The organism is Microbacterium sp. NPDC058342 (assembly GCF_042723935.1).
GTDB lineage: Bacteria > Actinomycetota > Actinomycetes > Actinomycetales > Microbacteriaceae > Microbacterium.
In genome coordinates this window covers 1,471,423-1,494,754 of sequence record NZ_JBHXID010000001.1, presented here as the reverse complement: position 1 = coordinate 1,494,754, position 23,332 = coordinate 1,471,423, and the positions used below count along the sequence as shown (strand labels likewise).

24 protein-coding genes are annotated in these 23,332 nt (G+C 70.4%); 12 read left to right on the top strand and 12 right to left on the bottom strand.

The genetic code is table 11. The features are described from left to right. Position 1 precedes the first annotated feature (1 nt). Positions 2-586 carry a TetR/AcrR family transcriptional regulator gene (locus tag ACFWHT_RS06855; protein WP_378826708.1) on the bottom strand — a complete coding sequence of 195 codons (585 nt, stop codon included), beginning with the start codon at positions 584-586 and terminating at the stop codon, positions 2-4. A 103-nt stretch (positions 587-689) separates the two neighbouring features. Here ACFWHT_RS06855 and lipB point away from each other — a divergent pair, with 103 nt between their 5' ends. Both lipB and lipA read left to right on the top strand, forming a co-directional pair. Then, the gene (lipB, locus tag ACFWHT_RS06850) at positions 690-1,331 is read left to right on the top strand and encodes a lipoyl(octanoyl) transferase LipB (protein WP_378826706.1); all 642 of its coding nucleotides are present in this window, start codon (positions 690-692) and stop codon (positions 1,329-1,331) included. Continuing rightward, complete coding sequence (gene lipA / locus ACFWHT_RS06845) at positions 1,328-2,320, top strand: lipoyl synthase (protein WP_378826705.1); 993 nt, start codon at positions 1,328-1,330, stop codon at positions 2,318-2,320. Before lipB ends, lipA begins: the two co-directional genes overlap by 4 nt. 1 nt (position 2,321) lies before the next feature. On the opposite strand, the gene ACFWHT_RS06840 is transcribed toward lipA, so the two are convergent. Further along, positions 2,322-2,822: a DUF2004 domain-containing protein gene (locus ACFWHT_RS06840; protein WP_378826704.1), complete on the bottom strand. Its 501-nt coding sequence runs from the start codon at positions 2,820-2,822 to the stop codon at positions 2,322-2,324. A gap of 38 nt (positions 2,823-2,860) precedes the next feature. After that, positions 2,861-3,736 (bottom strand): signal recognition particle-docking protein FtsY, encoded by an 876-nt coding sequence (ftsY, locus tag ACFWHT_RS06835; RefSeq protein WP_378826703.1) that lies wholly within the window; start codon positions 3,734-3,736, stop codon positions 2,861-2,863. 23 nt (positions 3,737-3,759) lie between these two features. On the opposite strand from ftsY, the gene ACFWHT_RS06830 reads away from it, so the two are divergent. Next, complete coding sequence (locus tag ACFWHT_RS06830) at positions 3,760-4,458, top strand: hypothetical protein (RefSeq protein ID WP_378826702.1); 699 nt, start codon at positions 3,760-3,762, stop codon at positions 4,456-4,458. Here the strand turns inward: ACFWHT_RS06830 and smc are convergent. Further along, positions 4,419-7,946 carry a chromosome segregation protein SMC gene (gene smc / locus ACFWHT_RS06825; protein WP_378826701.1) on the bottom strand — a complete coding sequence of 1,176 codons (3,528 nt, stop codon included), beginning with the start codon at positions 7,944-7,946 and terminating at the stop codon, positions 4,419-4,421. The genes ACFWHT_RS06830 and smc overlap by 40 nt on opposite strands. A gap of 521 nt (positions 7,947-8,467) precedes the next feature. On the opposite strand from smc, the gene ACFWHT_RS06820 reads away from it, so the two are divergent. From ACFWHT_RS06820 to ACFWHT_RS06795, 6 genes are all read left to right on the top strand, one after another. Then, complete coding sequence (locus tag ACFWHT_RS06820; protein WP_378826700.1) at positions 8,468-8,746, top strand: hypothetical protein; 279 nt, start codon at positions 8,468-8,470, stop codon at positions 8,744-8,746. Beyond that, on the top strand, positions 8,743-9,831 hold the full coding sequence (locus ACFWHT_RS06815) for a GNAT family N-acetyltransferase (protein ID WP_378826699.1): 1,089 nt from the start codon (positions 8,743-8,745) through the stop codon (positions 9,829-9,831). Before ACFWHT_RS06820 ends, ACFWHT_RS06815 begins: the two co-directional genes overlap by 4 nt. Beyond that, entirely contained in the window at positions 9,828-10,913 is a 1,086-nt protein-coding gene (locus tag ACFWHT_RS06810; RefSeq protein WP_378826697.1) for a GNAT family N-acetyltransferase, read from the top strand. The genes ACFWHT_RS06815 and ACFWHT_RS06810 overlap by 4 nt, the downstream gene beginning before the upstream one ends. Positions 10,914-10,997: 84 nt before the next feature. Then, a complete protein-coding gene (locus ACFWHT_RS06805) occupies positions 10,998-11,693 on the top strand; it encodes an ABC transporter ATP-binding protein (protein ID WP_378826694.1) in 696 nt (231 codons plus the stop codon). Continuing rightward, positions 11,690-13,012: a permease gene (locus ACFWHT_RS06800; protein ID WP_378826693.1), complete on the top strand. Its 1,323-nt coding sequence runs from the start codon at positions 11,690-11,692 to the stop codon at positions 13,010-13,012. The genes ACFWHT_RS06805 and ACFWHT_RS06800 overlap by 4 nt, the downstream gene beginning before the upstream one ends. Positions 13,013-13,028: 16 nt before the next feature. After that, on the top strand, positions 13,029-13,598 hold the full coding sequence (locus ACFWHT_RS06795; protein WP_378826691.1) for a GNAT family N-acetyltransferase: 570 nt from the start codon (positions 13,029-13,031) through the stop codon (positions 13,596-13,598). On the opposite strand, the gene ACFWHT_RS06790 is transcribed toward ACFWHT_RS06795, so the two are convergent. Then, positions 13,561-14,247 (bottom strand): SDR family oxidoreductase, encoded by a 687-nt coding sequence (locus tag ACFWHT_RS06790; RefSeq protein ID WP_378826688.1) that lies wholly within the window; start codon positions 14,245-14,247, stop codon positions 13,561-13,563. The two genes, ACFWHT_RS06795 and ACFWHT_RS06790, sit on opposite strands and share 38 nt — an antisense overlap. A gap of 53 nt (positions 14,248-14,300) precedes the next feature. Between ACFWHT_RS06790 and ACFWHT_RS06785 the strand changes: the two genes are divergently transcribed. Both ACFWHT_RS06785 and ACFWHT_RS06780 read left to right on the top strand, forming a co-directional pair. Continuing rightward, entirely contained in the window at positions 14,301-15,386 is a 1,086-nt protein-coding gene (locus ACFWHT_RS06785; protein WP_378826686.1) for a hypothetical protein, read from the top strand. A gap of 12 nt (positions 15,387-15,398) precedes the next feature. After that, on the top strand, positions 15,399-16,418 hold the full coding sequence (locus tag ACFWHT_RS06780; RefSeq protein ID WP_378826684.1) for an endonuclease/exonuclease/phosphatase family protein: 1,020 nt from the start codon (positions 15,399-15,401) through the stop codon (positions 16,416-16,418). Between the two features lie 93 nt (positions 16,419-16,511). Here ACFWHT_RS06780 and mutM read toward each other — a convergent pair whose 3' ends face one another. The 6 genes from mutM to ACFWHT_RS06750 all read right to left on the bottom strand — a co-directional run bounded on the left by mutM (position 16,512) and on the right by ACFWHT_RS06750 (position 21,659). Next, on the bottom strand, positions 16,512-17,405 hold the full coding sequence (gene mutM, locus ACFWHT_RS06775) for a bifunctional DNA-formamidopyrimidine glycosylase/DNA-(apurinic or apyrimidinic site) lyase (RefSeq protein ID WP_378826682.1): 894 nt from the start codon (positions 17,403-17,405) through the stop codon (positions 16,512-16,514). Then, positions 17,398-18,105, bottom strand: coding sequence for a ribonuclease III (gene rnc, locus ACFWHT_RS06770; RefSeq protein WP_378826680.1), 708 nt, complete (start codon positions 18,103-18,105; stop codon positions 17,398-17,400). Before rnc ends, mutM begins: the two co-directional genes overlap by 8 nt. 10 nt (positions 18,106-18,115) lie before the next feature. After that, positions 18,116-18,325 (bottom strand): 50S ribosomal protein L32, encoded by a 210-nt coding sequence (gene rpmF / locus ACFWHT_RS06765; protein WP_179411002.1) that lies wholly within the window; start codon positions 18,323-18,325, stop codon positions 18,116-18,118. A gap of 2 nt (positions 18,326-18,327) precedes the next feature. Further along, a complete protein-coding gene (locus tag ACFWHT_RS06760; protein ID WP_378827930.1) occupies positions 18,328-18,822 on the bottom strand; it encodes a YceD family protein in 495 nt (164 codons plus the stop codon). A gap of 110 nt (positions 18,823-18,932) precedes the next feature. Then, positions 18,933-19,430, bottom strand: coding sequence for a pantetheine-phosphate adenylyltransferase (coaD, locus tag ACFWHT_RS06755; protein WP_378826678.1), 498 nt, complete (start codon positions 19,428-19,430; stop codon positions 18,933-18,935). Between the two features lie 54 nt (positions 19,431-19,484). Next, positions 19,485-21,659 carry an ATP-dependent DNA helicase RecG gene (locus ACFWHT_RS06750; protein WP_378826675.1) on the bottom strand — a complete coding sequence of 725 codons (2,175 nt, stop codon included), beginning with the start codon at positions 21,657-21,659 and terminating at the stop codon, positions 19,485-19,487. A gap of 80 nt (positions 21,660-21,739) precedes the next feature. Between ACFWHT_RS06750 and rsmD the strand changes: the two genes are divergently transcribed. Next, complete coding sequence (gene rsmD, locus ACFWHT_RS06745) at positions 21,740-22,309, top strand: 16S rRNA (guanine(966)-N(2))-methyltransferase RsmD (RefSeq protein ID WP_378826673.1); 570 nt, start codon at positions 21,740-21,742, stop codon at positions 22,307-22,309. Here the strand turns inward: rsmD and thiL are convergent. Continuing rightward, positions 22,299-23,309, bottom strand: coding sequence for a thiamine-phosphate kinase (gene thiL / locus ACFWHT_RS06740; RefSeq protein WP_378826671.1), 1,011 nt, complete (start codon positions 23,307-23,309; stop codon positions 22,299-22,301). The genes rsmD and thiL overlap by 11 nt on opposite strands. Positions 23,310-23,332 lie beyond the last annotated feature (23 nt).

Genomic DNA, 23,332 nt, shown 5'->3' with positions numbered 1-23,332 from the left:
CTCAGCCCCAGGGAAGGTCGTGGATGCTGCGCAGCGCGGCGTCGAACTGCGCCTCGAGCGACGCCTGGCCCGCCCCGTGATCGGCCCAGACGCGCAGCGAGGAGAGCACGGCCGTGGCCAGGGCCGCACCGAGGATGTCGGCGCGGATCTCATCGATCCCCGCGCTGCGCGCGGCCCCCGAGACCGCAGAGGCGAGACGCGCGTGGCGCAGCCCGGTGTCGCGCAGCAACTCCTGCTCGAGCCCCATCGGCGCCGCGTTGCGAAGCGCCAGGGCGAGCGGATCCGGCGCGAAGTCCTGCACGATCGGCTCGACGGCCGCGCGCACCGACGGTCCGTCGGCGCCCCGCCCGAGTGCCGCCAGCGCGACGGAGGCCGCGGCGATGCGGGCATCCAGCCCCGACCAGAGCACGTCGCTCTTCGACGCGAAGTAGTTGAAGAAGCTCGACCGGCTGACACCCGCCCGCCGGGCGATGTCCACGATGGAGGTCGCCTCATATCCCTGCTCGAGGAACAGCTCGCAGGCCGCTTCGGCAAGGGTCTCGCGCGACGACGCCCTGGGCCTGCCTGCTCGCTGCTCCGATGTCATGAACGTCAGCGTAGCCGCGCGGTGGACGCGCACGATCCGCGAAGGGGCGTAGGCTGTACTCGCACCCATTCTTGCACTGTATCCAACAACGACGGGAGCGTCCATGCTCGACATCCGCATCGCCGGTCTCGCACCGGACTTCGTGCCCTACCCGGACGGCTGGGAGCTGCAGCGCCGCGTTCACCGCGACGTCGTCGCCGGAGACCGTCCCGACACGCTGCTGCTGCTCGAGCACGAGGCCGTGTACACGGCCGGCAAGCGGACCGAGCCGCACGAGCGGCCGCAGGACGGCACCCCCGTGGTGGACGTCGACCGCGGCGGCAAGATCACCTGGCACGGGCCGGGACAGCTCGTGGGCTATCCGATCGTGCGCCTGCACGAGCCGATGGACGTCGTCGCACACGTACGGCGCATGGAGCGGCTGCTCATCGACATCCTGAAGCCGTTCGGGGTGGACGGCTATCAGGTCGATGGGCGCAGCGGGGTGTGGGTGCGTCGACCACTCGGCGAGGACAAGGTCGCGGCCATCGGGGTGCGGGTGCAGCAGGGCGTCACGATGCACGGCTTCGCCGTCAACTGCGACAACACGCTGACCGGGTTCCGGGGCATCATCCCGTGCGGGATCACGGATGCCGGCGTCACGACCGTCAGCGAGGTCGTCGGGGCCGAGGTCTCCCCCGCCGACATCGTCGAGTCGGTCGCCGATGCCTTCGCCGCCGAGTACGCGACGGAGGTCGCCGCATGAGCGCCGCCGCACCGGAGGGCCGCAAGCTCCTGCGGCTGGAGATCCGCAACTCCGAGACGCCGATCGAGCGCAAACCGGAATGGATCCGCACGAAGGCGAAGATGGGCCCCGAGTACCAGGCGCTGCACTCGCTCGTGAAGACCGAGGACCTGCACACCGTGTGCCAAGAGGCCGGCTGCCCGAACATCTTCGAGTGCTGGGAGGACAGGGAGGCGACCTTCCTCATCGGGGGCTCGCAGTGCACGCGCCGCTGCGACTTCTGCCAGATCGACACGGGAAAGCCCGCCGACTACGACACCGACGAGCCGCGCCGCGTGGCCGAGAGCGTCACTCGCATGGGGCTGCGCTACGCGACGGTGACGAGCGTCGCGCGCGACGACCTGCCCGACACCGGCGCGTGGCTCAACGCCGAGACGGTGCGGCAGATCCATTCTCAGAATCCGAACACGGGCGTCGAGCTGCTCGCCAACGACCACGGCGGCCACCCGGACTTCCTGGGTCAGATCTTCGATGCACGGCCCGAGGTGTTCGCGCACAACGTCGAGACCGTCCCGCGCATCTTCAAGCGCATCCGTCCCGCGTTCCGCTACGAGCGCTCGCTCGGTGTGCTCACCCAGGCTCGCGAGGCCGGCCTGATCACCAAGTCGAACCTCATCCTCGGCATGGGCGAAGAGCCGGAAGAGGTGGTGCAGGCGCTGCACGACCTGCACGACGCCGGATGCGACATCATCACGATCACGCAGTACCTGCGTCCGTCGCCCAGGCATCTGCCGGTGGCACGGTGGGTCAAGCCCGACGAGTTCGTGGAGTTCAAGGCCGAGGCCGAGCGGATCGGCTTCCTCGGGGTGCTGGCCGGTCCCCTGGTGCGCTCCTCCTACCGCGCGGGACGGCTGTGGGCCCAGTCGATGCTCTCGAAGGGCCGCGAGATCCCCGCCCATCTGGCCCACATCGCCGAGAGCGCCGAGAAGGGTTTCGCGCAGGCGGTCTGACCTAGTCGGCGCTCATCACCGAGAGCACGGAGCCGTCCGAGTCGAGGTTCACGAGCAGCACGTCGTCGGTGGCATCCGCATCGAGGGCGTATTCCATGACGACGAACGGATCCGAGCCGCCGTGCTCATCGGCGAGGATCGTCATGCTCATCAGCGTCAGGGATCGGATGATGTCGACGGCGGCGTCTCCGCTGACGTCGACCAGCACGTCCTCGAGCTGATCACCGTGAGCCTCCTGCTGCTGGAGGATGAACTCGGTCACCTCGCTCGTGCGGTCATCGACCTCTGCGAGCATCGCACGGCGCACGACGTCGTCCAGCGTCTCGAGACCGGAGATGAGGGCCGCCGCCGCATCGAGCGCGGCCTGCGAGACATCATCCTGATCCGGCGCGGTCAGATCGACCGTGACCGACTGATCGCCGAAGTCGACCCGCTCGGTCCAGAAGATGGCGCCGTCCGGCCCGGTGGACAGAAGCCCGAAGTAGTCGTGTTCGATCGCCATATCGCTATGAAACCAGCCCTCGTGCCCGTCCGGTAGTCCTACGCGCCGACGAGCGACTGCACGAAGACGTGCGGGGTGAAGCCGGTCAGATCGTCGATGCCCTCGCCCTGCCCGAGCAGCTTGACGGGGATGCCCGTGCGCTCCTGCACGGCCAGGATGAAGCCGCCCTTGGCCGATCCGTCGAGCTTGGTGATGACCAGGCCCGTGACGCCGGCGTGCTGCAGGAACGCCTCGGCCTGGAGCACCCCGTTCTGGCCGGTGGTGGCGTCGAGCACGAGCAGCACCTCGCTGATGGGGGCGAGCTTCTCGACCACGCGGCGCACCTTCGAGAGCTCGTCCATCAGCCCGCCCTTGGTGTGCAGGCGGCCGGCGGTGTCGATGATCGCGATCTCGATCCCCTGCTGCTTGGCGTAGTCGACCGTCTGGTACGCCACCGAAGCCGGGTCCTGGCCCTCGTGCTGCGGTCGCACGATGGCTGCGCCGCCGCGCTGCGCCCACGTCGCGAGCTGATCGACCGCGGCGGCGCGGAAGGTGTCGGCCCCGCCGACGACCACGCTGCGCTCGAAGCCGCGCAGGAACTTCGTGAACTTGCCGATCGTGGTCGTCTTGCCGACGCCGTTGACCCCTACCACGAGCACGACGGCGGGGCGCTCGGTGAGCTTGAGCGTGGTGTCGAACTTGGCGAAGCGCTCCTCGAGGGTCTCTCGCAGCATCCGCTGCAGGTCGCGCGGGTCGGTGGTGCGGTAGCGCTCCACCTTCTCGCGCAGCTCGTCGAGCAGCTGCTCGGTGATGTCCGGGCCGAAGTCGGCCGTGATCAGCGCCGTCTCCAGGTCCTCCCAGGTCGTCTCGTCGATCGTGGGCTTGACGAACATGCCGCGCAGTGCGCGACCGAGGGACCAAGACTTCTCCGGCATGTCTCCAGCCTACGATGATCGACATGAGCATCCGTCGCGTGTACGTCCACGGCGCCGGCCGGCAGGGCCCGGATGCCTGGCCGCGGGTCGATCCGGCATCCGGCGTCTTCACCGCCTTCGCGCCCGAGGCGTCCGTCGGGCAGCAGGCGCAGCAGCTGGTGCGCGACATCAGGGATGCGCGCCCAGTCGTCTACGCGCACTCGATCGGCGCGGTACCGGTCGCACTGGCCGTCGACCAGGTGCCGGTGAGGGGCCTGGTGCTGGTCGAACCCGCCCTGTACGACATCGCTCGCGGTGCGGAGCCGATCGAACGGCACATCGCGATCGTGAGCGAGGCGCGGGCTCAGGCCGATGCCGGTGACCTGCGGTCGTTCTGGGCCATCCTGCGCCCGCTGATGTTCGGCGGACCGTTCGACGCCGCCACCTGGGACCGCGAGCGCCCCGTCGCCGAGCGCTGGGCGCGCACGAACCTGCCGTGGGGCCATGGCGTCCGTGAGCGGATGCTCCGCGGCATCCCGATGCTCGTCGTGACCGGCGGCTGGAACGACGAGTACGAACGGATGGCCGGACTGCTCGCCGCCGATGGTGCGCAGCACGTGGTGCTCCGCGGCGCCCGGCACCGGCCCATGGACCTTCCGGCGTTCGCCGACACCGCGCGGGCGTTCGAAGCGTCTCTGTCGACTCAGACGGCGGCCGCGGAGACGCGGTCGCCCACGCGCTGACCGACCACCGCGGAGACGCCGTCCTGGCGCATGGACACTCCGTAGAGCGCGTCTGCGATCTCCATGGTGCGCTTCTGGTGTGTGATCACGAGAAGCTGCGAGTTCTCGCGAAGCTGTTCGAAGACCGACAGCAGGCGACCGAGGTTGGCGTCGTCGAGCGCCGCCTCGACCTCGTCGAGGATGTAGAACGGGCTCGGCCGCGCCTTGAAGATCGCGACGAGCAGCGCGACGGCGGCGAGGGAGCGCTCACCTCCGGAGAGCAGGGAGAGCCGTTCGATCTTCTTGCCGACCGGCCGCACGGCCACCTCGATACCGGTGGTGAGCATGTCGTCCGGGTTCGTCAGCGAGATGCTGCCCGAACCGCCCGGGAACAGCAGCGGGAACACCTCCCCGAACGCCTGCTTCGTGTCCTCGAACGCTGCGGCGAAGATCACCTGCATCCGCTCGTCGAGTTCAGCGATGATCGCCAGCAGGTCCTGCCGTGTCCGCGTCAGATCCGACAGCTGCTCGGTGAGGAAGGCGTGCCGCTGCTCGAGCGCGGCGAACTCCTCCAGTGCCAGCGGGTTGACGCGGCCGAGCTGCGTGAGCTTGCGCTCCGCGTCTTTCAGGCGCCGCTGCTGGATCCGGCGGTCGAAGGGGATGTCGGCGTCCTCGTCGTGCTCGTCGGCGCCGGGATCGCGCGGAACGGGCTGATCCGGGCCATATTCCGCGACGAGAATATCTTCATCGAGAGCGAGTTCTGACGCCACCCGCTCGAGCAGGCTGCTCAGGTGCAGCTTCTTCTCGTGGATCTGGAGCTCCAGTCCGTGCACGCTCTCGGTGAGGCCGGCGAGGCGCTCGCGGAGCGAGACCTCCTGCCGGCGCAGGGCGGAAAGCTCCTCGTTGTGGGCCGAGCGCTCGGCCTCCGCCTCCGCCAGAGCCATCCGCGCCTCGGTGACAGAGCGGTCGATCGAGTCCAGCACCCGTGGGACCTCGTCCGCGACGGCGGACGCCGCCTCGCGCTGCCCTCGGCGGATGACGGCGCGTCGCGCGGCCTCGGCCGCCGCCTCGCGCTCGTGCTCGCGCTGACGCTCCAGGGCGACCACTCGCGACTGGGCGGCACGCACGCGCTCGCGAAGAGTCTCGATCTCGAGGCGCGCGCGCACCTCGCCCTCGCGAGCCGACTCGAGTGCCTCCAGCAGCCCGTCGCGCGCGGACGCGTCGAGCACGGGTCGCGGCTCCGATTCGGATGCTTCCAGCTCCGCCTTCGCGTGGACCGCAGCCTGTTCGGCATCCGAGACGGCGGCCTGCGCCTGCGCGAGGCCCGATTCCAGGCGATCGCACTCGGCGACGGCTGCCTCGTGCTGCACGGTCAGGCGATTGGTCTGCTCGGCGTGCGCGGCAAGGGCGGCATCGCGCTCGCGCAGAGCGCGCAGCGCGTCCTTCGCGCGGCGCCGGGCCTCCTCGACCGCCTCCGTGGACCTTTCCCGGGCTTGGCGAAGATCCGCCACGACGACCCGCACCTCGGCGAGACGCTCGGTCGCCGCGTCGCGTTCGGCGGCCAGCTCGATGCGGGAAGTCTCGCCGGTGCCGGCGCGCATGGTGTGCGCGGTGACGACCTCACCGGTCCGCGTCACGATCGTCGTCCGGTCGTCGCCGAGGGCGTCCAGTGCTCTGCGCGCCGTGCGCGCGGCATCCAGGTCGTCGGCGATCAGGACCGCGGACAGGATCCCTCGCACGCCCGCGGGCGCGTCGACCACACCGGCCGCCGACACCGTGCCCGGCACATCCAGCGGCTCGGACGCCACCGACAGCGCGGTGTCCGCGATGACGACGTCGACCGTGCCCCGCGCCTCACCGGAGGCGAGCAGCTCGAACGCGTCGTCGACGCCGTCGACCAGCACGCCCTCCGTGAGCGGACCGAGCACGGCGGCGACCGCGGCCTCGTAGCCGGGGCGCACCTGCACGGAGTCGCCCACGAGCCCTCGAACGCCGGCGGCACCAGAGGCGACGACCTCGGCGGCGCCGCCCGACAGGGCGAGAGCGCTGCCGAGCGCGGCAGCCTTCGCGGTGAGCGAGTCGGCCTCGCGCTCGGCTTCATGCAGCTGCTCGCGCAGCGCGTCGCGCTCGGCCTCGGCGGCGGCCACGGCCCTCTGCGCCTGATCGTAGGCGGCGGAGTGCTCGACGGCGCTTCCCTCGGGGGCGTCGGCGTCCGCGATCTGCTCGAGAGCCTCGGACGCCTCCCGACGGCGCTGGTGCGCCCCCTCGAGAGCGGTCTCCTGGCGCAGCACGGCACCGCGCACGGCGGCCAGAGCCGATGCGGCGGCATCCGCGGTGCCGCGCAACGCTGTCAAACGCATGTCGTACTGCGACACCAGGGCGCTCTGCTCGGCGATGTCGACATCGAGCGTGTCCAGCTCGGCACGCGCGCCCATCACCTCGCGACTCGCGGCGGCCGCCGCATCCTGCGCGTCCCCCAGTCCCTCGGATATCCGGGTGATCTCGTCCCGGGCCTCGTCGATCGTGTCCTGGGTGACGGTGATCGCGGTGATCGCGTCGTCGTCGTCACCGCCCAGCAGCGCGAGTCGCTGGTTCGCGAGCGTGAACAGGCTGCGCATCCGCTCCTGCGTCTGCTCCAGCGCGAACGCGACCCGGCGCGCTTCATCGACCGCCGCCGAGTTCTGCTGCTCCTCCAGCCGTCGGATGCCGGCACGCACGGTGTCGGCCTGCTCCGAGAGCACGAGCCGCTCGGTGTGGCGCTCGTGCTCGGTGCGGGTGTGATCTGCGAGCGCTGCACGCAGCGCGACGACGTCGTCGGCGAACAGACGGGCCTTCGCGTCGCGGACCACCGCGGCGATGCCCTGTGCCTCGCGGGCGATCTCGGCCTGCTTGCCGAGCGGCTTGAGCTGGCGCCGGATCTCGCCGGCGAGGTCGCTCAGCCGAGTGAGGTTGGTCTCCATCGCGTCGAGCTTGCGGATGGTCTTCTCTTTGCGGCGGCGGTGCTTGAGGATGCCCGCGGCCTCCTCGATGAACCCGCGTCGGTCCTCGGGCGACGCCTGCAGCACGGTGTCGAGGCGGCCCTGGCCGACGATCACATGCATCTCGCGGCCGAGACCCGAGTCGCTGAGCAGTTCCTGCACGTCGAGCAGCCGGCAACTCGACCCGTTGATCGCGTACTCGCTCGAGCCGCTGCGGAACAGGGTGCGGCTGATCGTCACCTCGGCGTAGTCGATCGGCAGAGCGCCGTCGCTGTTGTCGATGGTGAGCTGCACCTCGGCGCGTCCGAGCGGTCCCCGTGTCGACGTGCCCGCGAAGATGACGTCCTCCATCTTCCCGCCCCGCAGCGTCTTGGCACCCTGCTCGCCCATGACCCAGGCGAGGGCGTCGACGACGTTGGACTTGCCCGAGCCGTTCGGACCGACGATGCAGGTGACGCCGGGCTCGAAGACGAACGAGGTGGGCTGCGCGAAGGACTTGAACCCCTTGAGCGTCAGGCTCTTCAGATGCATGCCGACGACCTTGTGATCGGCGGGCCGGCGGGGATCGGGAGCAGCACGCCCATACGCTACCCGAAACCCGCGGAACGGCGGGGAACCCACGCGGCGAGGGATGTGCCGCGAGAGCGCGACACGCCGACGACACGCCCGGATGCTTGACGCACGCGGCGCGCGTTCGCTAGCGTGACTCACCGATCACAGGAGAGGAGGTCACCGATGATGATCACGAAGCTCGACGCCCGGTTCTGCACCGTTGCGTCCGTGCCGGCGAACATGCCCCGCTTCTCGGTGGCCTTCGCGCGCACGGCCTCGTAGGGCCGCCCCGCTCCTCTCACGACTCGTCTGACGCCTCAGCGTCCGGTCGATGATCGTCGCCCCGCCTCAGGCGGCGGCTCTCGCCCCGCTTCAGGGGCTTCCCCCGGCACGCTCCGATCTCGGGACGTGCCGCCCGGATGCGTCCGGCGCCCCTCTGCGCGCCGCATCCGCATCCGTCGCGCACCCCAGGAAAACACTCGACAGAAAGCGCACACATCGTGAGCACCACTCTGCTGTCCGATGACCGGCAGCACACGACCATCCATCCACCGGATACCGGGGATCGTCAGATCCTCACCATCCCCGACAGATCGGCTCAGCGGCGCCTGGCGCTGACGGACCGACTCCGCCTGCGCCTCGGACTGTGGCTGCTCGAGCGCAGCCTGCACCCGACCGCCCCCGCCGCTCCCGCACCGCGTCCGATCCGCGACGCAGCGCGCGCCGAGCACGAGGCGATCACCCTGCTGACGTTCGACCTGCAGCGGGGTCTGCGATGAGGTCGGCCGGAGCGCTTCTGCGTCCGCTCGAGCTCCCGGCTCGGGCGGACGCGGGGCCCTCCCCCGCCATCCGCGCCTATGCGGCGGTGCGCAACGCCTCGATCCTCGAGAGCACGGGCCGCGACGACGACGCGCTGAGCGCGGAATCGCTGCTGCCCAGCCTCTACAGCAACGCCGACAGGGAACGCCGCCAGTGGGGCATCGATCTCGACGGTGACCTCGTCGGATGCTGCGCGCTCGACATCTCGCACGATGACGCGGGCGAGACGGCGGTGGTCACCGTCGCGGTGCTGCACCGTGCGGCCGGGCAGCGCATCGGCTCCGCCGCCTACGCGTACGTCGAGAGCGTCGCTCGGGAGGCCGGCGTGCGCAAGCTGCTGCACTGGTGCGAGCACCATGACGAGCACGGCGCGGCGTTTCCCCCGCTGGCGTCGCCCACCGGATTCGGTTCGGTGCCCGCCGACCGCCCCGCGCGTTTCCTGACCCGCAACGGATTCCGGCTCGAGCAGGTGGAGCGCGCGAGCGCCCTGACCTGGTCGACCGCGACCCGCGCGCACCTGGAGGTGCTGCAGGCCGATGCCGCGGCGCACGCCGCGGGTTACCGTGTGCTGCGCTGGAGCATCCCGACGCCGGAGGCGTATGTCGCCGGGTACGCCTGGATGAAGTCCCGCATGTCCACCGACGTGCCGGATGGCGACGTCGGAACGCCTGAGGAGGAATGGGACGAGGAGCGCGTGCGCCGGCAGGAGGAGCGGATCACCCGCCGGGGTTGGTCGATGCGCGTGACCGCCGCCCAGCACGTCGGCACCGGCGAGCTGTGCGCGTTCAACGAACTCGCCATCGGCCCGGACGCCTCCGGAAGCACTCATCAGTACGACACTCTCGTCCTCGCCGCGCACCGCGGGCATCGTCTGGGGATGCTGGTGAAGACCGCCGGGCTGCTCGCCTGGCGCGACGAGCATCCGGAATCGCCGAAGGTGATCACGTACAACGCCGAGGAGAACCGGCCGATGCTCTCGATCAACGAGGCCATCGGCTTCGCCCCCATCGCCTACGAGGGCGTGTGGAGGAAGGACCTGACATGACGATCGCATCACCGCCCCTGACCATCACGGAGATGTCCGTGCCCGCGCATCTCGAGGGCGCCGACGCCGCCGACTTCCACGCGGTCGTGGCGCTGAACAACGCCGTCTGCCTGAGCGATTCGGGCCTGCACGACTTCGCCCGGACGGCCGAGGAGCTCCTGCCGCACTGGCAGGACCGCGCGGACGACGTCAACCGTGGATTCATCGCACGCGAGGGCGACGTGATCGTCGGTGCCGTGCTGCTCTGCTACGCCGTCGCAGAGACGACCAGCGTCGAGCTCGACCTGATGGTGCTTCCCGAGCACTGGGGGCGGGGCGTCGAGCAGGCGCTGCTGAAGCGTGCGGAGGAGGAGGTGCGGCTCCTGGGACGCACTGTCATCCAGGCCTGGACGCTGCACCGCCCGGACGCCGGTGCGTCGCCCCTGGTGCCGAAGACCGGCTGGGGCGTCGTCTCGGCGACGCCGCACGCGCGGCTGCTCCAGGACGACGGCTTCACCCTGGAACAGGTGGAGCGCAACAGCGCCTACGATCTGCAGTCCGACCCGGCCCGGGTGCGACGCATGCTGCAGGAGGCACTGCGGGAAGCGGGCGCGGACTATCGCCTCGTCGAATGGACTCTGCCGACACCGCCCGAGCGTCGGGACGGATACGCATGGGCACTGTCGCGCATGTCGACCGACGCGCCGAGCGGCGAGCTCGCCGTCGATGAGGAGATCTGGGACGCGCAGCGCGTCGCCCGTCGCGACGCCCGGTTCCTCGACGGCGGGCAGACCGTGTCGGTCGCCGCGGTCGAACACGTTCCGACCGGCACGCTGGCGGCGTTCAACGAACTGGTCATCGGCACCGCTCCGGCGGATGTGACGCACCAGTACTGCACGCTCGTGCTCAAGGAGCACCGGGGTCACCGCCTGGGCCTGCTCGTGAAGTGCGCGAACATCCTGCGGTGGCGCGCGATCGCCCCGTCGTCGCCGCGGATCAGCACGTTCAACGCCGAGGAGAACCGGCCCATGCTCGCGATCAACGAGGCGATGGGCTTCGTACCCGTCTCCTCCTCCGGGGCGTGGCAGAAGCTCCTGAACTGAATCATCCCCGAGGATGACCACCGGATGCCGGAGTCATCCTCGGGGGCGACGATCGACGCTGTCGTGGCGCGGAAGCTGGGAATCATGAATGATTCCGTGCTGCAAGCGAACGCACTCCTGAAGACCTACGGTCCCGCTCGCGCCCTGGCCGGGGTAAACGCCGACGTCCGGCGGGGCGAATCCCTCGCCATCATGGGCGCGTCGGGGTCGGGCAAGACGACTCTGCTGCATGCACTGGCGGGCATCATCACGCCCGATGCCGGCTCGGTCGTGTTCGCTCCGGCATCCGGCGGACGGATCGACGTGACCGCGCAGTCCGAGACCGTCCGGTCGCGGCTGCGACGCGAGCGATTCGGCTTCGTCTTCCAGCAGGGCCTGCTGATCCCGGAACTGACAGCCATCGAGAACGTGGCCCTCGCGCTGATGATCAACGGTCTCAAGCGGCATGACGCGACCGGCCACGCCGCTGCGTGGCTGCAGTCGCTGGGGCTGGCGGGCATGGAGGACCGCCGCATCGGCGAGCTCTCGGGCGGCCAGGCGCAGCGTGTCGCGATCGCCCGCGCACAGGTGACGGGCGCGGAACTGATCTTCGCCGACGAGCCCACCGGCGCCCTGGATTCGCGCACCTCTGCCGAAGTCATGGACGCCCTGCTCTGGTCGACCACGAGCCAGGGGCGCACTCTCGTGGTGGTCACGCACGACCCGCAGGTGGCGGCCCGCTGCTCTCGCACCCTGCACATGCGCGACGGGCTGATCGTGGACGCGCAGGTGGCGGCGTGAACGCGGCGGCGATGCGGATGCTGCTGCGACCCGCACCGGGAAACGCCGCCACCGTCATCATCCCGTCGTCGGCGTTCGCGCTGGTCACGACGCTGGTGCTGACCGTGGTGGGCGGCGCGCAGGCGTTCTGGACGTGGGACGACGACGACGCGCTGACCTATCAGGTTCTCGCCGCGGTCGCACTCGCTCTGCTCGTGGTGCCGCTGGCCGCGCTGGGCGGTGCGGCGGCACGGCTCTCCGCCCGGCGACGGGACGAGCGGCTGTCCGCACTGCGCCTGCTGGGCGTGACCCCGGCAGGTGTCGGCGCGCTCACCGTCGTCGAGTCGACGGCCATCGCCGCGGGCGGGGTGATCGCCGGAATCCTGGGGCATCTGGCGCTGGTACCGCTGATCGGCCTCATTCCCTTCCGCGGTGAGCAGCTCGGGGCGGCTTCGGTGCTTCTCTCCCCCGGCATGATCGCAGCGGTCTGCGCCGGTGCGGTGCTGCTGGCCGGTGCGAGCGCCGCGCTGGGCCTTCGCCGGGTGATCGTCTCGCCGCTCGGCGTGCGGATGCGCGCGCAACCGGCGCGCACGCACTGGATCCGCGGCGTGCTCGCCGCAGCGGTGCTCGCGGCCGCGTTCCTGACCGCGCAGTCGATCCCCGCCATCGCCGGCGTCGTCGCGGTGACGGTCGTTCTCGCCGCGGTCTTCGCCGGAGCTCTGGCGGTGCTGAACCTCGTCGGCCCGTGGGCGCTCGCGGTCTTCTCGAGGCGCCGGTTGCGGCGCGCGCAGAGCCCTGAGCGGCTGCTCGCCGCGCGCACCGTGCTCGATGACCCGAAGGCGGCGTGGAGGCAGGTCGGCGGCATCGCGATGGCGAGCTTCATGGCGGTGTTCGCGGGCACCGGCGTATCGCTGATGAACGTCATGAGCGCCTCGGATGCGGGCCCGGAGGATCTCGCTCTCGTCACCGACATGCGCACCGGTCTCATCATCACGCTCGTCGCGTCGTTCCTCATGGTCGCCGCCTCCGTGGGCGTGACCCAGGCATCCGACATCCTCGATCAGCGCCCGCTGCACCGGAGCCTGCATCAGCTCGGGGTCCCCGTCGAGACGGTGGATGCCGCCCGCCGGAGCGCGATCATGTCGCCGCTGCTGTTCACTGCGCTGGGCTCAGCGCTCTGCGCGGGCATCGTGGTGTTCCCGCTGCTGGGCATCGCGATGATCGTCGCCCCCGCATCGCTGCTCACGATCGCCGCGGTGCTGGCGGTCGGCATCCTCATCGTGTGGCTGAGCACCCTCGTCACGCGCCCGATGCTGCGCGCGGCGTTCGCACCCGCGTGACTGGCAGGATGGACGGGTGATCCTCCGCACCTCCCGTCTGGACCTTCGTGAGATGACCGAGGACGACCTGCCCGCGCTGCGCGCCATCCTGCAGGATGCCGAGACCATGACCGCCTATGAAGGGGCGTTCGACGAGGAGATGGTGCAGGCCTGGCTGCACCGGATGCGGGACCGCTATCGCGACGACGGCTTCGGCATGTGGGCGGTGGTCCTGCGAGAGAGCGGCGAGATGATCGGACAGTGCGGGCCCACCGTCCAGCACATCCTCGATGAGGACGTCCTGGAGGTCGGCTACCTCTTCAACCGCGCGCACTGGCATCGGGGGTATGCGACGGAGGCCGCCGCGGCCGTGCGCGACCACGTGTTCCGTGCGCTCGGCGCCGACCGGCTGTTCGCGCAGGTCCGTGACATGAACGTCGCGTCGATGAATGTGGCGATCCGCCTGGGCATGACGGTGCGCGGGCGGTTCGTCAAGAACTATCGCGGCGTGGACATGCCCCATCTGGCGTTCGCGATCGACGCGCCCCCGACCGGTCGAGAGCACGGCGTCAGCGCCGCGCCTCCGGAGCGACGTCGAGAGAGGTGATCATCGCGCCGCGGTCAAGTGTGACGGCGGTGATCACGGCATCCGCGACCTGCTCGGGACGGATCCACGCGTCGCCGTCGTACGGCAGACCCTCCCAGGCGCGCAGCCGCTCCTGCATGGTCGTGGCGACGCGACCGGGATGGATCGAGGTGACGCGGACGCCGTGGGCGGCCTCCTCCAGGCGCAGCGCGTCGGCGAAGGCGCGCAGCGCGAACTTGCTCGCGCTGTAGGCGCCGGAGCCCGCGATGCTGCGATGACCGAGGCCCGAGTTGATCATCACCACGTGTCCGGCGCTGCGTCGCAGCGCCGGCAGCAGCGCGCGGGTCAGTTCGACAGGCGCCAGCACGTTGACCTCCATCGACTCCCGCCAGCGCCGCGCTCCCACCTCCTCCGTGGATCCCATATGGAGAACGCCCGCACTGTGCACGAGCACGTCGAGCTCGGCGATGGTCCGCGCGAGCTCGGCGATCTGCGTCTCAGCGGTGAGATCGGCGACGTGCACGGAGGCTGAGGGGACCGTGTCGGCGAGGGCCTCGAGCGCGGACCTGTCGCGCCCGGTCAGGTGCAGATGGTGGGTCTCGGCCATGGCCGTCGCAATGGCTCGTCCGATCCCGCCGGAGGCTCCGGTGATGAGGGCGTTCGGTCGCATGCTGCCAGCCTGTCAGAAGTCGGTGCTTCGCGGCGGTCGGTAGCATCGATTCCATGCCCAGTGCGCCCGACGACTTCGATCTCATCGCTGCAGGGCATCCCGCCACCCCGCCTCACCAGCTGGCCGACATCGCCTCCCGCCGCTGGGATCTCCACGCTCTCATCGCGTCGAATCCTCGCAGCTACCCGGAACTTCGCCACTGGATGGCCACCGTCAACCCTGCGAGCGTGCAGGGCCCGCCCATCGGGGTCGCCGCTGCGCCGATGGTGGCGGCTCCGCCGCGACGCCGCGGCATCGGTTGGTGGTTCGCCGGGTGCGGCTGCCTGACCCTCATCGCCGGGATCGTCGTCGTCGCAGCCGTCGTCGGAGGGCTCGGTGCGATGACGCCCCCTGACAGCCCGCGTCGCCCGCCGGTGCAGACTCAGCCCGATGCTCAGGACCCCGAGACGCAGAAGCACCTCGCTGCGTTCGCATCCGAGCGCGCGAGATATGCAGAGCTCGCCGCGCGTCTGGACGGCAACCCGGCGGCTCCCCTGGTGCTGATCGACGATGCCTTCGTCGATCAGCTCGACCGCGAAGCGGCAGCCGGGCAGGTGCCCGTCAGCCTCGCGCGCTCCGTGGCCGAGCGGATGCAGGGATTCCGCGAGGATCTGGAGGCGAAGGTGAAGGCGGCGGACGCACGGCGTGCGAACTCCTCGGGAACCCTCACCGAGAAGATCGTCGACCAGGCCGGTGACGGCTTCATCGATCTGCGCTGGGACAGTGCCACTGCCTGTGCGACTTCCACGGCGTGCGTGACGGGCAAGGATCCTCTGGTCGTGCACCACAAGCCCAAGGGCTACCTCCGCGGTGAATGGGAGCAACGGATGGTCGTCACGCATGAGCTCGCCCACGTGTACCAGTTCGCGGATGCGGCGAGGTCCGGCAGCGACGTGAGCGCGACGGACCGGCTGCTGGAGAAGGGGCTCTTCCAGGGCAGCGACGAGAAGATGGCCGACTGCTACGCACTGACGTACTTCGGGGAGGACTCCCTCGAGCACGGGAACTTCACCATGGGCTACGGGTACGTGTGCAACTCGGCGGAGCGCCAGGCCATCCGCGATTGGGCCGCGCAGCTCGATGCGCCCATGCCCGGCTGAGGCGGTGCGATCATGATGGCCCCCGGAGCGTCGCGAGACGAGACCGCGCCGAACGTTCCCGCGAGACGAACTGGAGTCTTCTTCGCGACGCTGATCGCATGTCTGGTCGTCGCGGTTCCGGTCACCTTGCCTCAGGCATTCCGCCTGGAGCTGGTGCCGGGCTTCGCGCAGGTCGTCGCGCTGCGGGGCCCGCTTGCGCTGGGCTTTTTCGTGATCGCCGTCCTGGCCGGTCTGATCGCAGCACTCAGGAGGCGCTGGTCGCTGGCGGCCGGAATCGCCATCGCGGCCCTGGTCGCTGGTGCAGGCAACGCGGGAATCCTGTGGTCGCGCAGCGTCGGTGCCCCGTCGCTGAAGGGTGATCTCGTCGTCCTGACGTGGAACACCCAAGGCGGTGCCACCGGGACCGGCGACATCGCAGAACTCGTGCACTCCAGCGGAGCGTCGATCGTGAGCCTGCCGGAGATGGATGAGAAGGCGGCCGGCGAGGTCGCGCGGCTGGTCGAAGAACTGGGCGGCCCCGTGATGTTCCACGACACCGTTTACGGGGACTCGACCATTCCGACCTCGGTGCTCATTGCGGAGTCTTTGGGCGACTACGCGTGGCGTGAGACTGCTGGGTCGACTCCGGGGCTCCCCAGCGGCGTGTGGGAGCCGGTGGACCACGACGGACCGCTCATCGTCGTGGCACACCCCTATCCGCCCTTGCCGTCCGGCATGGCTCACTGGCGCGAGGGCCTGCGCTGGGTCGCGTCGTGGTGCGATGAACCGCGTGTCATCGTCGCCGGTGATCTGAATGCGACGGTGGATCATCTCTCGAATCTGAGCGGGATGGAGGGCTGCACGGACGCCGCTGCGACGACGGGTGCGGGGGCGAGAGGCACCTGGCCGTCGACGGTGGCGTCGTGGCTGGCTTCACCGATCGATCATGTGCTGGTCGGGAGGGATTGGGCCGTGCGCGGGTCCTCTGTCATCGAGGAGACCGCGGGCGGCACCGATCATCGCGCACTGGTCGCCGTGCTTGCTGAACGCTGACCCGTGCACATCCTCGAAGCGGGAGTCCGCACGAGTGAGTGCTCGCCACCGGCCGAGTGGGCGGCGACACGCCGACGCCGCCCACTCGGCCGGTCAGCGCCTTCTCTGGCAGACCGGGCAGAGATGTGAGGACCGATTCATGAAGGCGACCCGAGCGATGGGTTCTCCGCACCGCGGGCAGGGCTGACCGGTGCGCCCGTACGCGTTCAGGCTGTGCGCGAAATAGCCGGTCTGCCCGTTCACGTTCACGTACTGGGCGTCGAAGCTCGTGCCGCCCTCCGCCAGCGCCTTCTCGAGCACCAGGCGCACCTCGTGCAGCAGCCGGCGCAGCGCCCTCGTCGACAGCGAACGCCCCTCGGTCTCGGGATGGATCCGCGCCGCCCACAGCGACTCGTCGGCGTAGATGTTGCCGATTCCGCTGACCAGGGTCTGATCCAGCAGGATGCGCTTGATCCCGCTGGCGCGCCGTCGCACCGCTACGACGAAGCCGGCCTCGTCGAAGGCCGGATCGAGCGCATCCCGCGCGATGTGCGCGACCTGAGACGGCACGAGGGCCTTCGCCGTGCCGCGGCCGCCCGCCGCGCCGTCGGGCGCGCTGAGGAGAACGTCGACGGCGAGCGAGCCGAACGTGCGCTGATCGGCGAAGACCACGGCGAGTCGCCCGTGCTGCGGATGCTCGATGTGCAGCCGGATGCGCTCGTGGCGCTCCGCCGGGGCATCCGGACTGCGCAGGAGCAGCTGCCCGCTCATGCCGAGATGTGCGACCAGGGCGTCCGCGTCGCCATCCAGCGGCAGCCACAGGAACTTGCCCCGCCGGGCGGCCGCGGTGATGGCGCGCCCCTCCAGCCGGGCGACGAAGTCGGCGGATCCCCGCGGATGCCGGGTGAGCGCACGCTCATCGAGCACGTCGATCGCGCTCACGCGCGCCCCGACGACGGCGGGCGCCAGACCCGCGCGGACGACCTCGACCTCGGGCAGCTCAGGCAACGTCGAGCCCGGAGCGCATGCTCAGCTCGCGCCAGGCCGTCAGCGCCGCCGCCATCTCGGCGGTCTTCTTGCTTGTACCGCTTCCCGTGCTGGCCAGATCACCCACGACGACCGTGGCGGTGAACACCCGATCATGGTCGGGCCCGTCGGACTCGACCGAGTAACGCGGCGGAGTCGCTCCCAGACGCGCGGCGAGCTCCTGCAGGCTGGTCTTGGGGTCCATCGCGGCCCCGTACCTCTCGGGATCGGCCAGCAGCGGTTCGGTCAGCCGCAGCACCAGCGCCTCGGCGGCGGCGGGTCCGGCCGACAGATAGGCCGCACCGAAGACCGCCTCCATGGTGTCGGCGAGGATGGAGTCCTTGTCGCGTCCGCCGGTCTGCTCCTCGCCGCGCCCCAGGCGCAGGTGCGCTCCCAGCCCGATGGCGCGCGCGACCTCGGCCAGGGCCACGGTCGACACCACACTCGCACGGCGCTTCGCCAGCGCTCCCTCGTCGAGGTCGGGATGCGTGGTGAACAGCATCACCGTCACGGCGATGCCGAGCACGGAGTCCCCGAGGAACTCCAGACGTTCATTGTGCGGAATGCCGCCGTGCTCGTACGCGTACGAACGATGCGTCAGCGCACGCTCGAGAAGCTCGGCGTCGATCTCGACGCCGAGCTTCTCGGTGAGCGGCTCCGCCCCCGGAGGGACCTGCGCCACGATCGTCAGATCAGACGTCGGCGACCTTGCGGCCCTTGTACTCCAGGAACAGCTCGGTGCCCTGCGAGTCGGTGACGACCTTGGCCTGGTGGGGACGGCTGTAGACGACCTTGCCGTTCTCGACGGTCTTCACCAGAGCGGTGGGCGTCGCCTTCCACTGCGCGCGACGGCTGCGGGTGTTGGAACGGGAGACCTTGCGCTTCGGGGGGTTACCGGCCATGACTAGCTCTCTTCTTTCTCGGCGCCGCGGCTCTCTGCCTCGGCGTCCTGGTCTGTGATCTGGAGGAGCGCACTCCATCGAGGATCGATGGGAGCGGTGCTCTCGGCGTCGGTGCTCATGGTCAGCTTCTCGCCCGTGCTCGGGTCGAGACCCGGGCAATCCGGCTGACACACCGGCTGAAATGGAAGCGACAGTACGACCGCATCCCTGACCAGAGTTTCAAGATCCACGTGGTCGTCTTGAACTTCGAAGTCAGTTTCTTCCTCACCAGGATACGCGAAAAGCTCCTGGAACTCGACTTCGACAGGCGCGCTGATCTCGGTGAGGCATCTGCCGCACTCCCCGGAGTAGTCGGAATCGGCCGTTCCGGAGACCAGGATGCCCTCGTGCACCGATTCGAGCCGCACGTCGAGATCGACGGTCTCGCCGGGCTCGACCGACACGATCCCCTCACCCCACCTCTCCGGCAGGGTCACCGAGAAACGGTGCTCGCGCATCTCGCCCGGCTTGCGGACGATGTCGTGGACGGACAGGACGAAGGGTCCGTTGACTCGGGTTCTCACCCCGCCATGCTACCGGCCCGGGCGCCCGGAAAGGCCGTGAACGCTCAGAGGCCGCGGGCACCGGTGTCGAGGAACGACGCCACCACCGGCGGCACGAAGGGCGACACGTCGCCGCCGAGCGCCGCCACCTGGCGCACGAGGGAGCTCGACACCAGCGCATGCGCCGGGTCGGGCAGCAGGAAGACCGTCTCGATGTCGGCGAGGTGACGGTTCACGATCGCCATCGGCGACTCGTACGCCACGTCGACCTGCGAGCGGATGCCCTTGACGAGCACCCCCGCGTCGACGTCGCGCGCGTAGTCGACGAGCAGACCCATGCTCCACGACCCGACGATGATGTGCCCCTCGACACCGGCCTCGGCGATCGACTGCTCGAGCAGGTTCATCCGCTGGGCGATCGGCAGCATCGCCTCTTTGCCCGGGTTGTGCACCACCAGCACGTGCAGCTCGTCGTACAGACGCGCCGCGCGGCGGATCACATCGAGATGCCCGAGCGTGGGCGGATCGAAGGAGCCCGGGACGACGGCGATCCGATTGTTCACTGCTCGCTCCGCTCGGTCGGTACACGCATGCGTCCAGCCTACGGCCTGGTGCACTCAGTTCTTGCCGAGAGCCGCACGATCGGCATCGGTCACGCGGCGGTCGATCGTCGCGCGCAACGCGGGATGACGCTCCAGCGAAGGGTCGTCGGCGAGGATGCCCGCTGCGATCTCTCGCGCGCGCACGATCAGCCCCGCGTCCTTCACCACGCGCAGCAGCCGCAGCGACGACCGCGCTCCCGACTGCGCCGCCCCCAGCACGTCGCCCTCACCGCGCAGCTCGAGGTCGACCTCGGCCAGCGCGAACCCGTCGAGCGTCGCCGCCACCGCATCCACGCGCTCACGCGCGAGCGAGCCGGCTTCCGCCTCGGTGACGAGCAGGCACAGGCCCGGATGCTCGCCTCTTCCGACACGACCGCGCAGCTGGTGAAGTTGCGAGACGCCGAAGCGGTCGGCCTCCATGATCACCATGGTCGACGCGTTGGGGACGTCCACGCCGACCTCGATCACCGTGGTGGCGATGAGCAGGTCGATCTCGCCCCGTGCGAAGGCGCGCATGACGGCGTCCTTCTGATCCGCGGGCATCTTGCCGTGCAGCACCGCCCGACGCATGGTGGAGAGCACCGGGTGCGTGGCGAGGATCTCGTCGAGCTGCACGACGCCCCAGCGCGGACCCTTGCCCTCGGCGTCCGGGGGCGGTGCCGCGCCATCGGCATCGACGGACTCCTTCGAGGTGTCGATGGCCGCGCAGACGGCGAACACCTGACGCCCGCCCTCGATCTCCTCCGCCGCGCGTGCCCACACTCTCTGGAACCACCAGGGGTGCTCGGCCAGCGGCGCCGTGAACGACTGGATGCCGGCGCGCCCGGACGGCATGGTGCGGATCACCGAGGTGTCGAGGTCGCCGAAGACGGTCATCGCGACGGTGCGCGGGATCGGCGTGGCCGTGAGCACGAGGGCGTGCGGAGCGGTGCCCTTGGCGCGCAGCGCCTCGCGCTGCTCCACACCGAACCGGTGCTGTTCGTCGACGACGACGAGGGCCAGGTCGGCGAAGGTCGTCTTCTCGGACAGCAGCGCATGCGTGCCGATGACGATCAGCGCCTGTCCCGACGCGACGCGCAGTGCCGCCTTGCGCCGCTCGGGAGCCGTCATCTGACCGGTGAGCAGCGTCGGCATCAGCTGCGGTGCGAGATCGGGTCCCAGCATCTTCGTGATCGAGCGCAGGTGCTGACCGGCGAGCACCTCCGTCGGGGCGATGAGCGCTGCCTGGCCGCCGCTCTGCGCGACCTGGAGCATGGCGCGCAGCGCGACGAGCGTCTTGCCCGATCCCACCTCGCCCTGCACCAGCCGGTTCATGGGACGGTCGGCGGCGAGGTCGGCGGCGATCTCGGCGCCCACCTGCCGCTGATCCTCGGTGAGCCGGAACGGCAGGCTCGCGTCGAAGCGCTCCAGCAGCCCTCCCCTCTCGGCCGTCCGCGGCGTCGCGGTGAGGGCGCGGACCTGCTCGCGCTGCTGCAGAAGCGCCGCCTGGAGGGTGAGCGCCTCGTGCATCCGCAGAGTGCGAACCGCCGGATCGATGTCGTTGCGCTCGCGCGGACGATGGATGCGCTCGAGCGCATCGCGGGCGGTCAGCAGACCCTCCGCGATGCGCAGCGGCTCCGGCAGCGGTTCGGGCACCTCGCCGAGAGCATCGAGCACGGCGGCGATCAGCTTCGCGATCTGCCAGCTCTGAATCGCCGACGTGGCCGGGTAGATCGGGATGGGCACGTTCCTGCGGGCATCCGCCTGCCGCTGCGCCGCATCGATGTCGTCGAAGAGCTCGTACTCGGGATGGGCGAACTGCACGGTGTCCTTGAACATGCCCACCTTGCCGGAGAAGATCCCGCGTCGGCCGACCGAGAGCTCCTTCTGCCGCCATTCGGCCTGGCCCGGTCCCTTGGCGAAGAAGGTCAGCGTCATGCGGCCGACGCCGTCGCCGATGACGACCTCGAGCATCGCACCCGGCCGGTTGCGCATGCGCCGCACGCTCGAGGAGAGCACCTCGGCGACGATCGTCACCGTCTCGCCGATCGGCAGCTCCCGGATCGGCGTCAACTCGCCGGGGTCGGCGTAGCGTCGCGGGTAGTGGCCGAGCAGCTGGCCGACGGTCTTCATCCCGAAGGCGCGCTCGAGCGTGCGCGCCGAGGTGGCGCCCAGCGCGTCGGTCAGCGACGTGTCGAGCTCGAAGGGCATGCTCCGAGTCTAGAGACGGGTGCCGACCTCGCGCGTTCCCGGCAACGCCTCGGCAGCGGCGCGTGTCGTATCGTGAACGGGTGACGAGGATCATCGCCGGCGCCGCGCGCGGCATCCGGCTCGACGTGCCGGGCGCCGGCACCCGGCCCACCAGTGATCGGGTTCGCGAGTCGTTGTTCGGCGCCCTGGAGTCGATGGATGCCATCGACGGCGCCCGGGTGCTCGACCTGTACGCGGGAAGCGGCGCCCTGGGCCTGGAGGCCTGGAGCCGCGGCGCGACGGCGATCGACCTCGTGGAGCGCTCCCGCTCCGCGGCGATGACGGTCGGCCGCAACACCGCGGCCGTGTCCCGGGCGCTCGGCGGCGCGAACGCCGCCACGGTGCACCAGAGCACCGTGCACGCGTTCCTCGGCCGCGCATCCGGACCCTACGACCTGGTGTTCACCGACCCGCCCTACGACCTCGACGATTCGACCATGACCGCCGATCTCATCGCCCTGGCTCCGCTGCTCTCGCCCGAGGCGGTGGTCGTCGTCGAGCGCGCCCGGCGCTCCACGCCGCCCGATCTCGCAGCGGCGGGCCTGTCGCCGCTGCGCGAGAAGGTGTACGGCGACACCGCCGTCTGGTGGGCAGAGCCGCTCAGCCGCTGACGACGCCGTCCCAGTCCCGGTACGGGTCCCAACCGGCCCTGGGAATCGGCTCACCGTCCACGAGCACGGCATCGCTCCGACGCGGCACGACGACGCCGATGATCCGGAAGCCCTCGGGAACGGCACCGTCCGGTGGGAACGCGGCCAGCAGCCCGTGGTCCTCTCCCCCGCCGATCGCTCGCTGACGATCCCCTCCGAACGCCAGCTCGTCGAGCGCGGCGCCGACGAGATCGATCGTCGCGCCGGAGGCATCCGCCATCCGTCCGGCATCGATCGCGAGTCCGTCCGAGACGTCCATCATCGCCGTCGCGCCGCCGACCGACGCCGTCGCGCCGAGTCCCACGGGCGGTGCCGGACGCAGCTGACGATCCAGCCCCCGCCGCTGCCCGGCATCCAGGACGCCCCGATCGACCGGCACGGGAGTCGAGCCGTCGCGGAACAGCCGGAACAGCGTCTGCAGACCGGCGGCCGCGACGCCCAGTTCCCCGGCGAGGGCGACGACATCGCCGGCCCGCGCCCCGCCTCGGGTGACGGCGCGCCGGCCTCCGAGATCTCCGAGCGCGGTGACTGCGATCATCAGCAGCTCCGAGACCGTCAGATCGCCCCCGACCACGGCGCAGCCGGGCGCGAGCGCCTCGCAGGCATCCCGGAAGCCGTCGGCCATCTCGGCGACGAACGACAGTCGCGTCTCGCGCGGCACGGCGAGGGCGACGAGGAGCGCGGTGGGGGTCGCGCCCATCGCCGCGACGTCGGCCAGGTTGACGGCCGCCGACTTCCAGCCGAGGTCGTATCCGCTCGACCACTCCGTGCGGAAGTCGGGGCCGTGCACGAGCGTGTCCGTCGTGGCGACGACGGATCCCGAGGGCGCCGCGATCAGAGCGGCGTCGTCGCCGGGGCCGATCATCGTGCTCGCCCCGGCAGGCGTGCGCGCGAGGATGGCACGGAGCACCTCGCCCTCCGAGATGTCGCCGATGCGGGGGTCGTCGGGATCGGATGCCATGCCGACAACGGTAGCCTGGAACC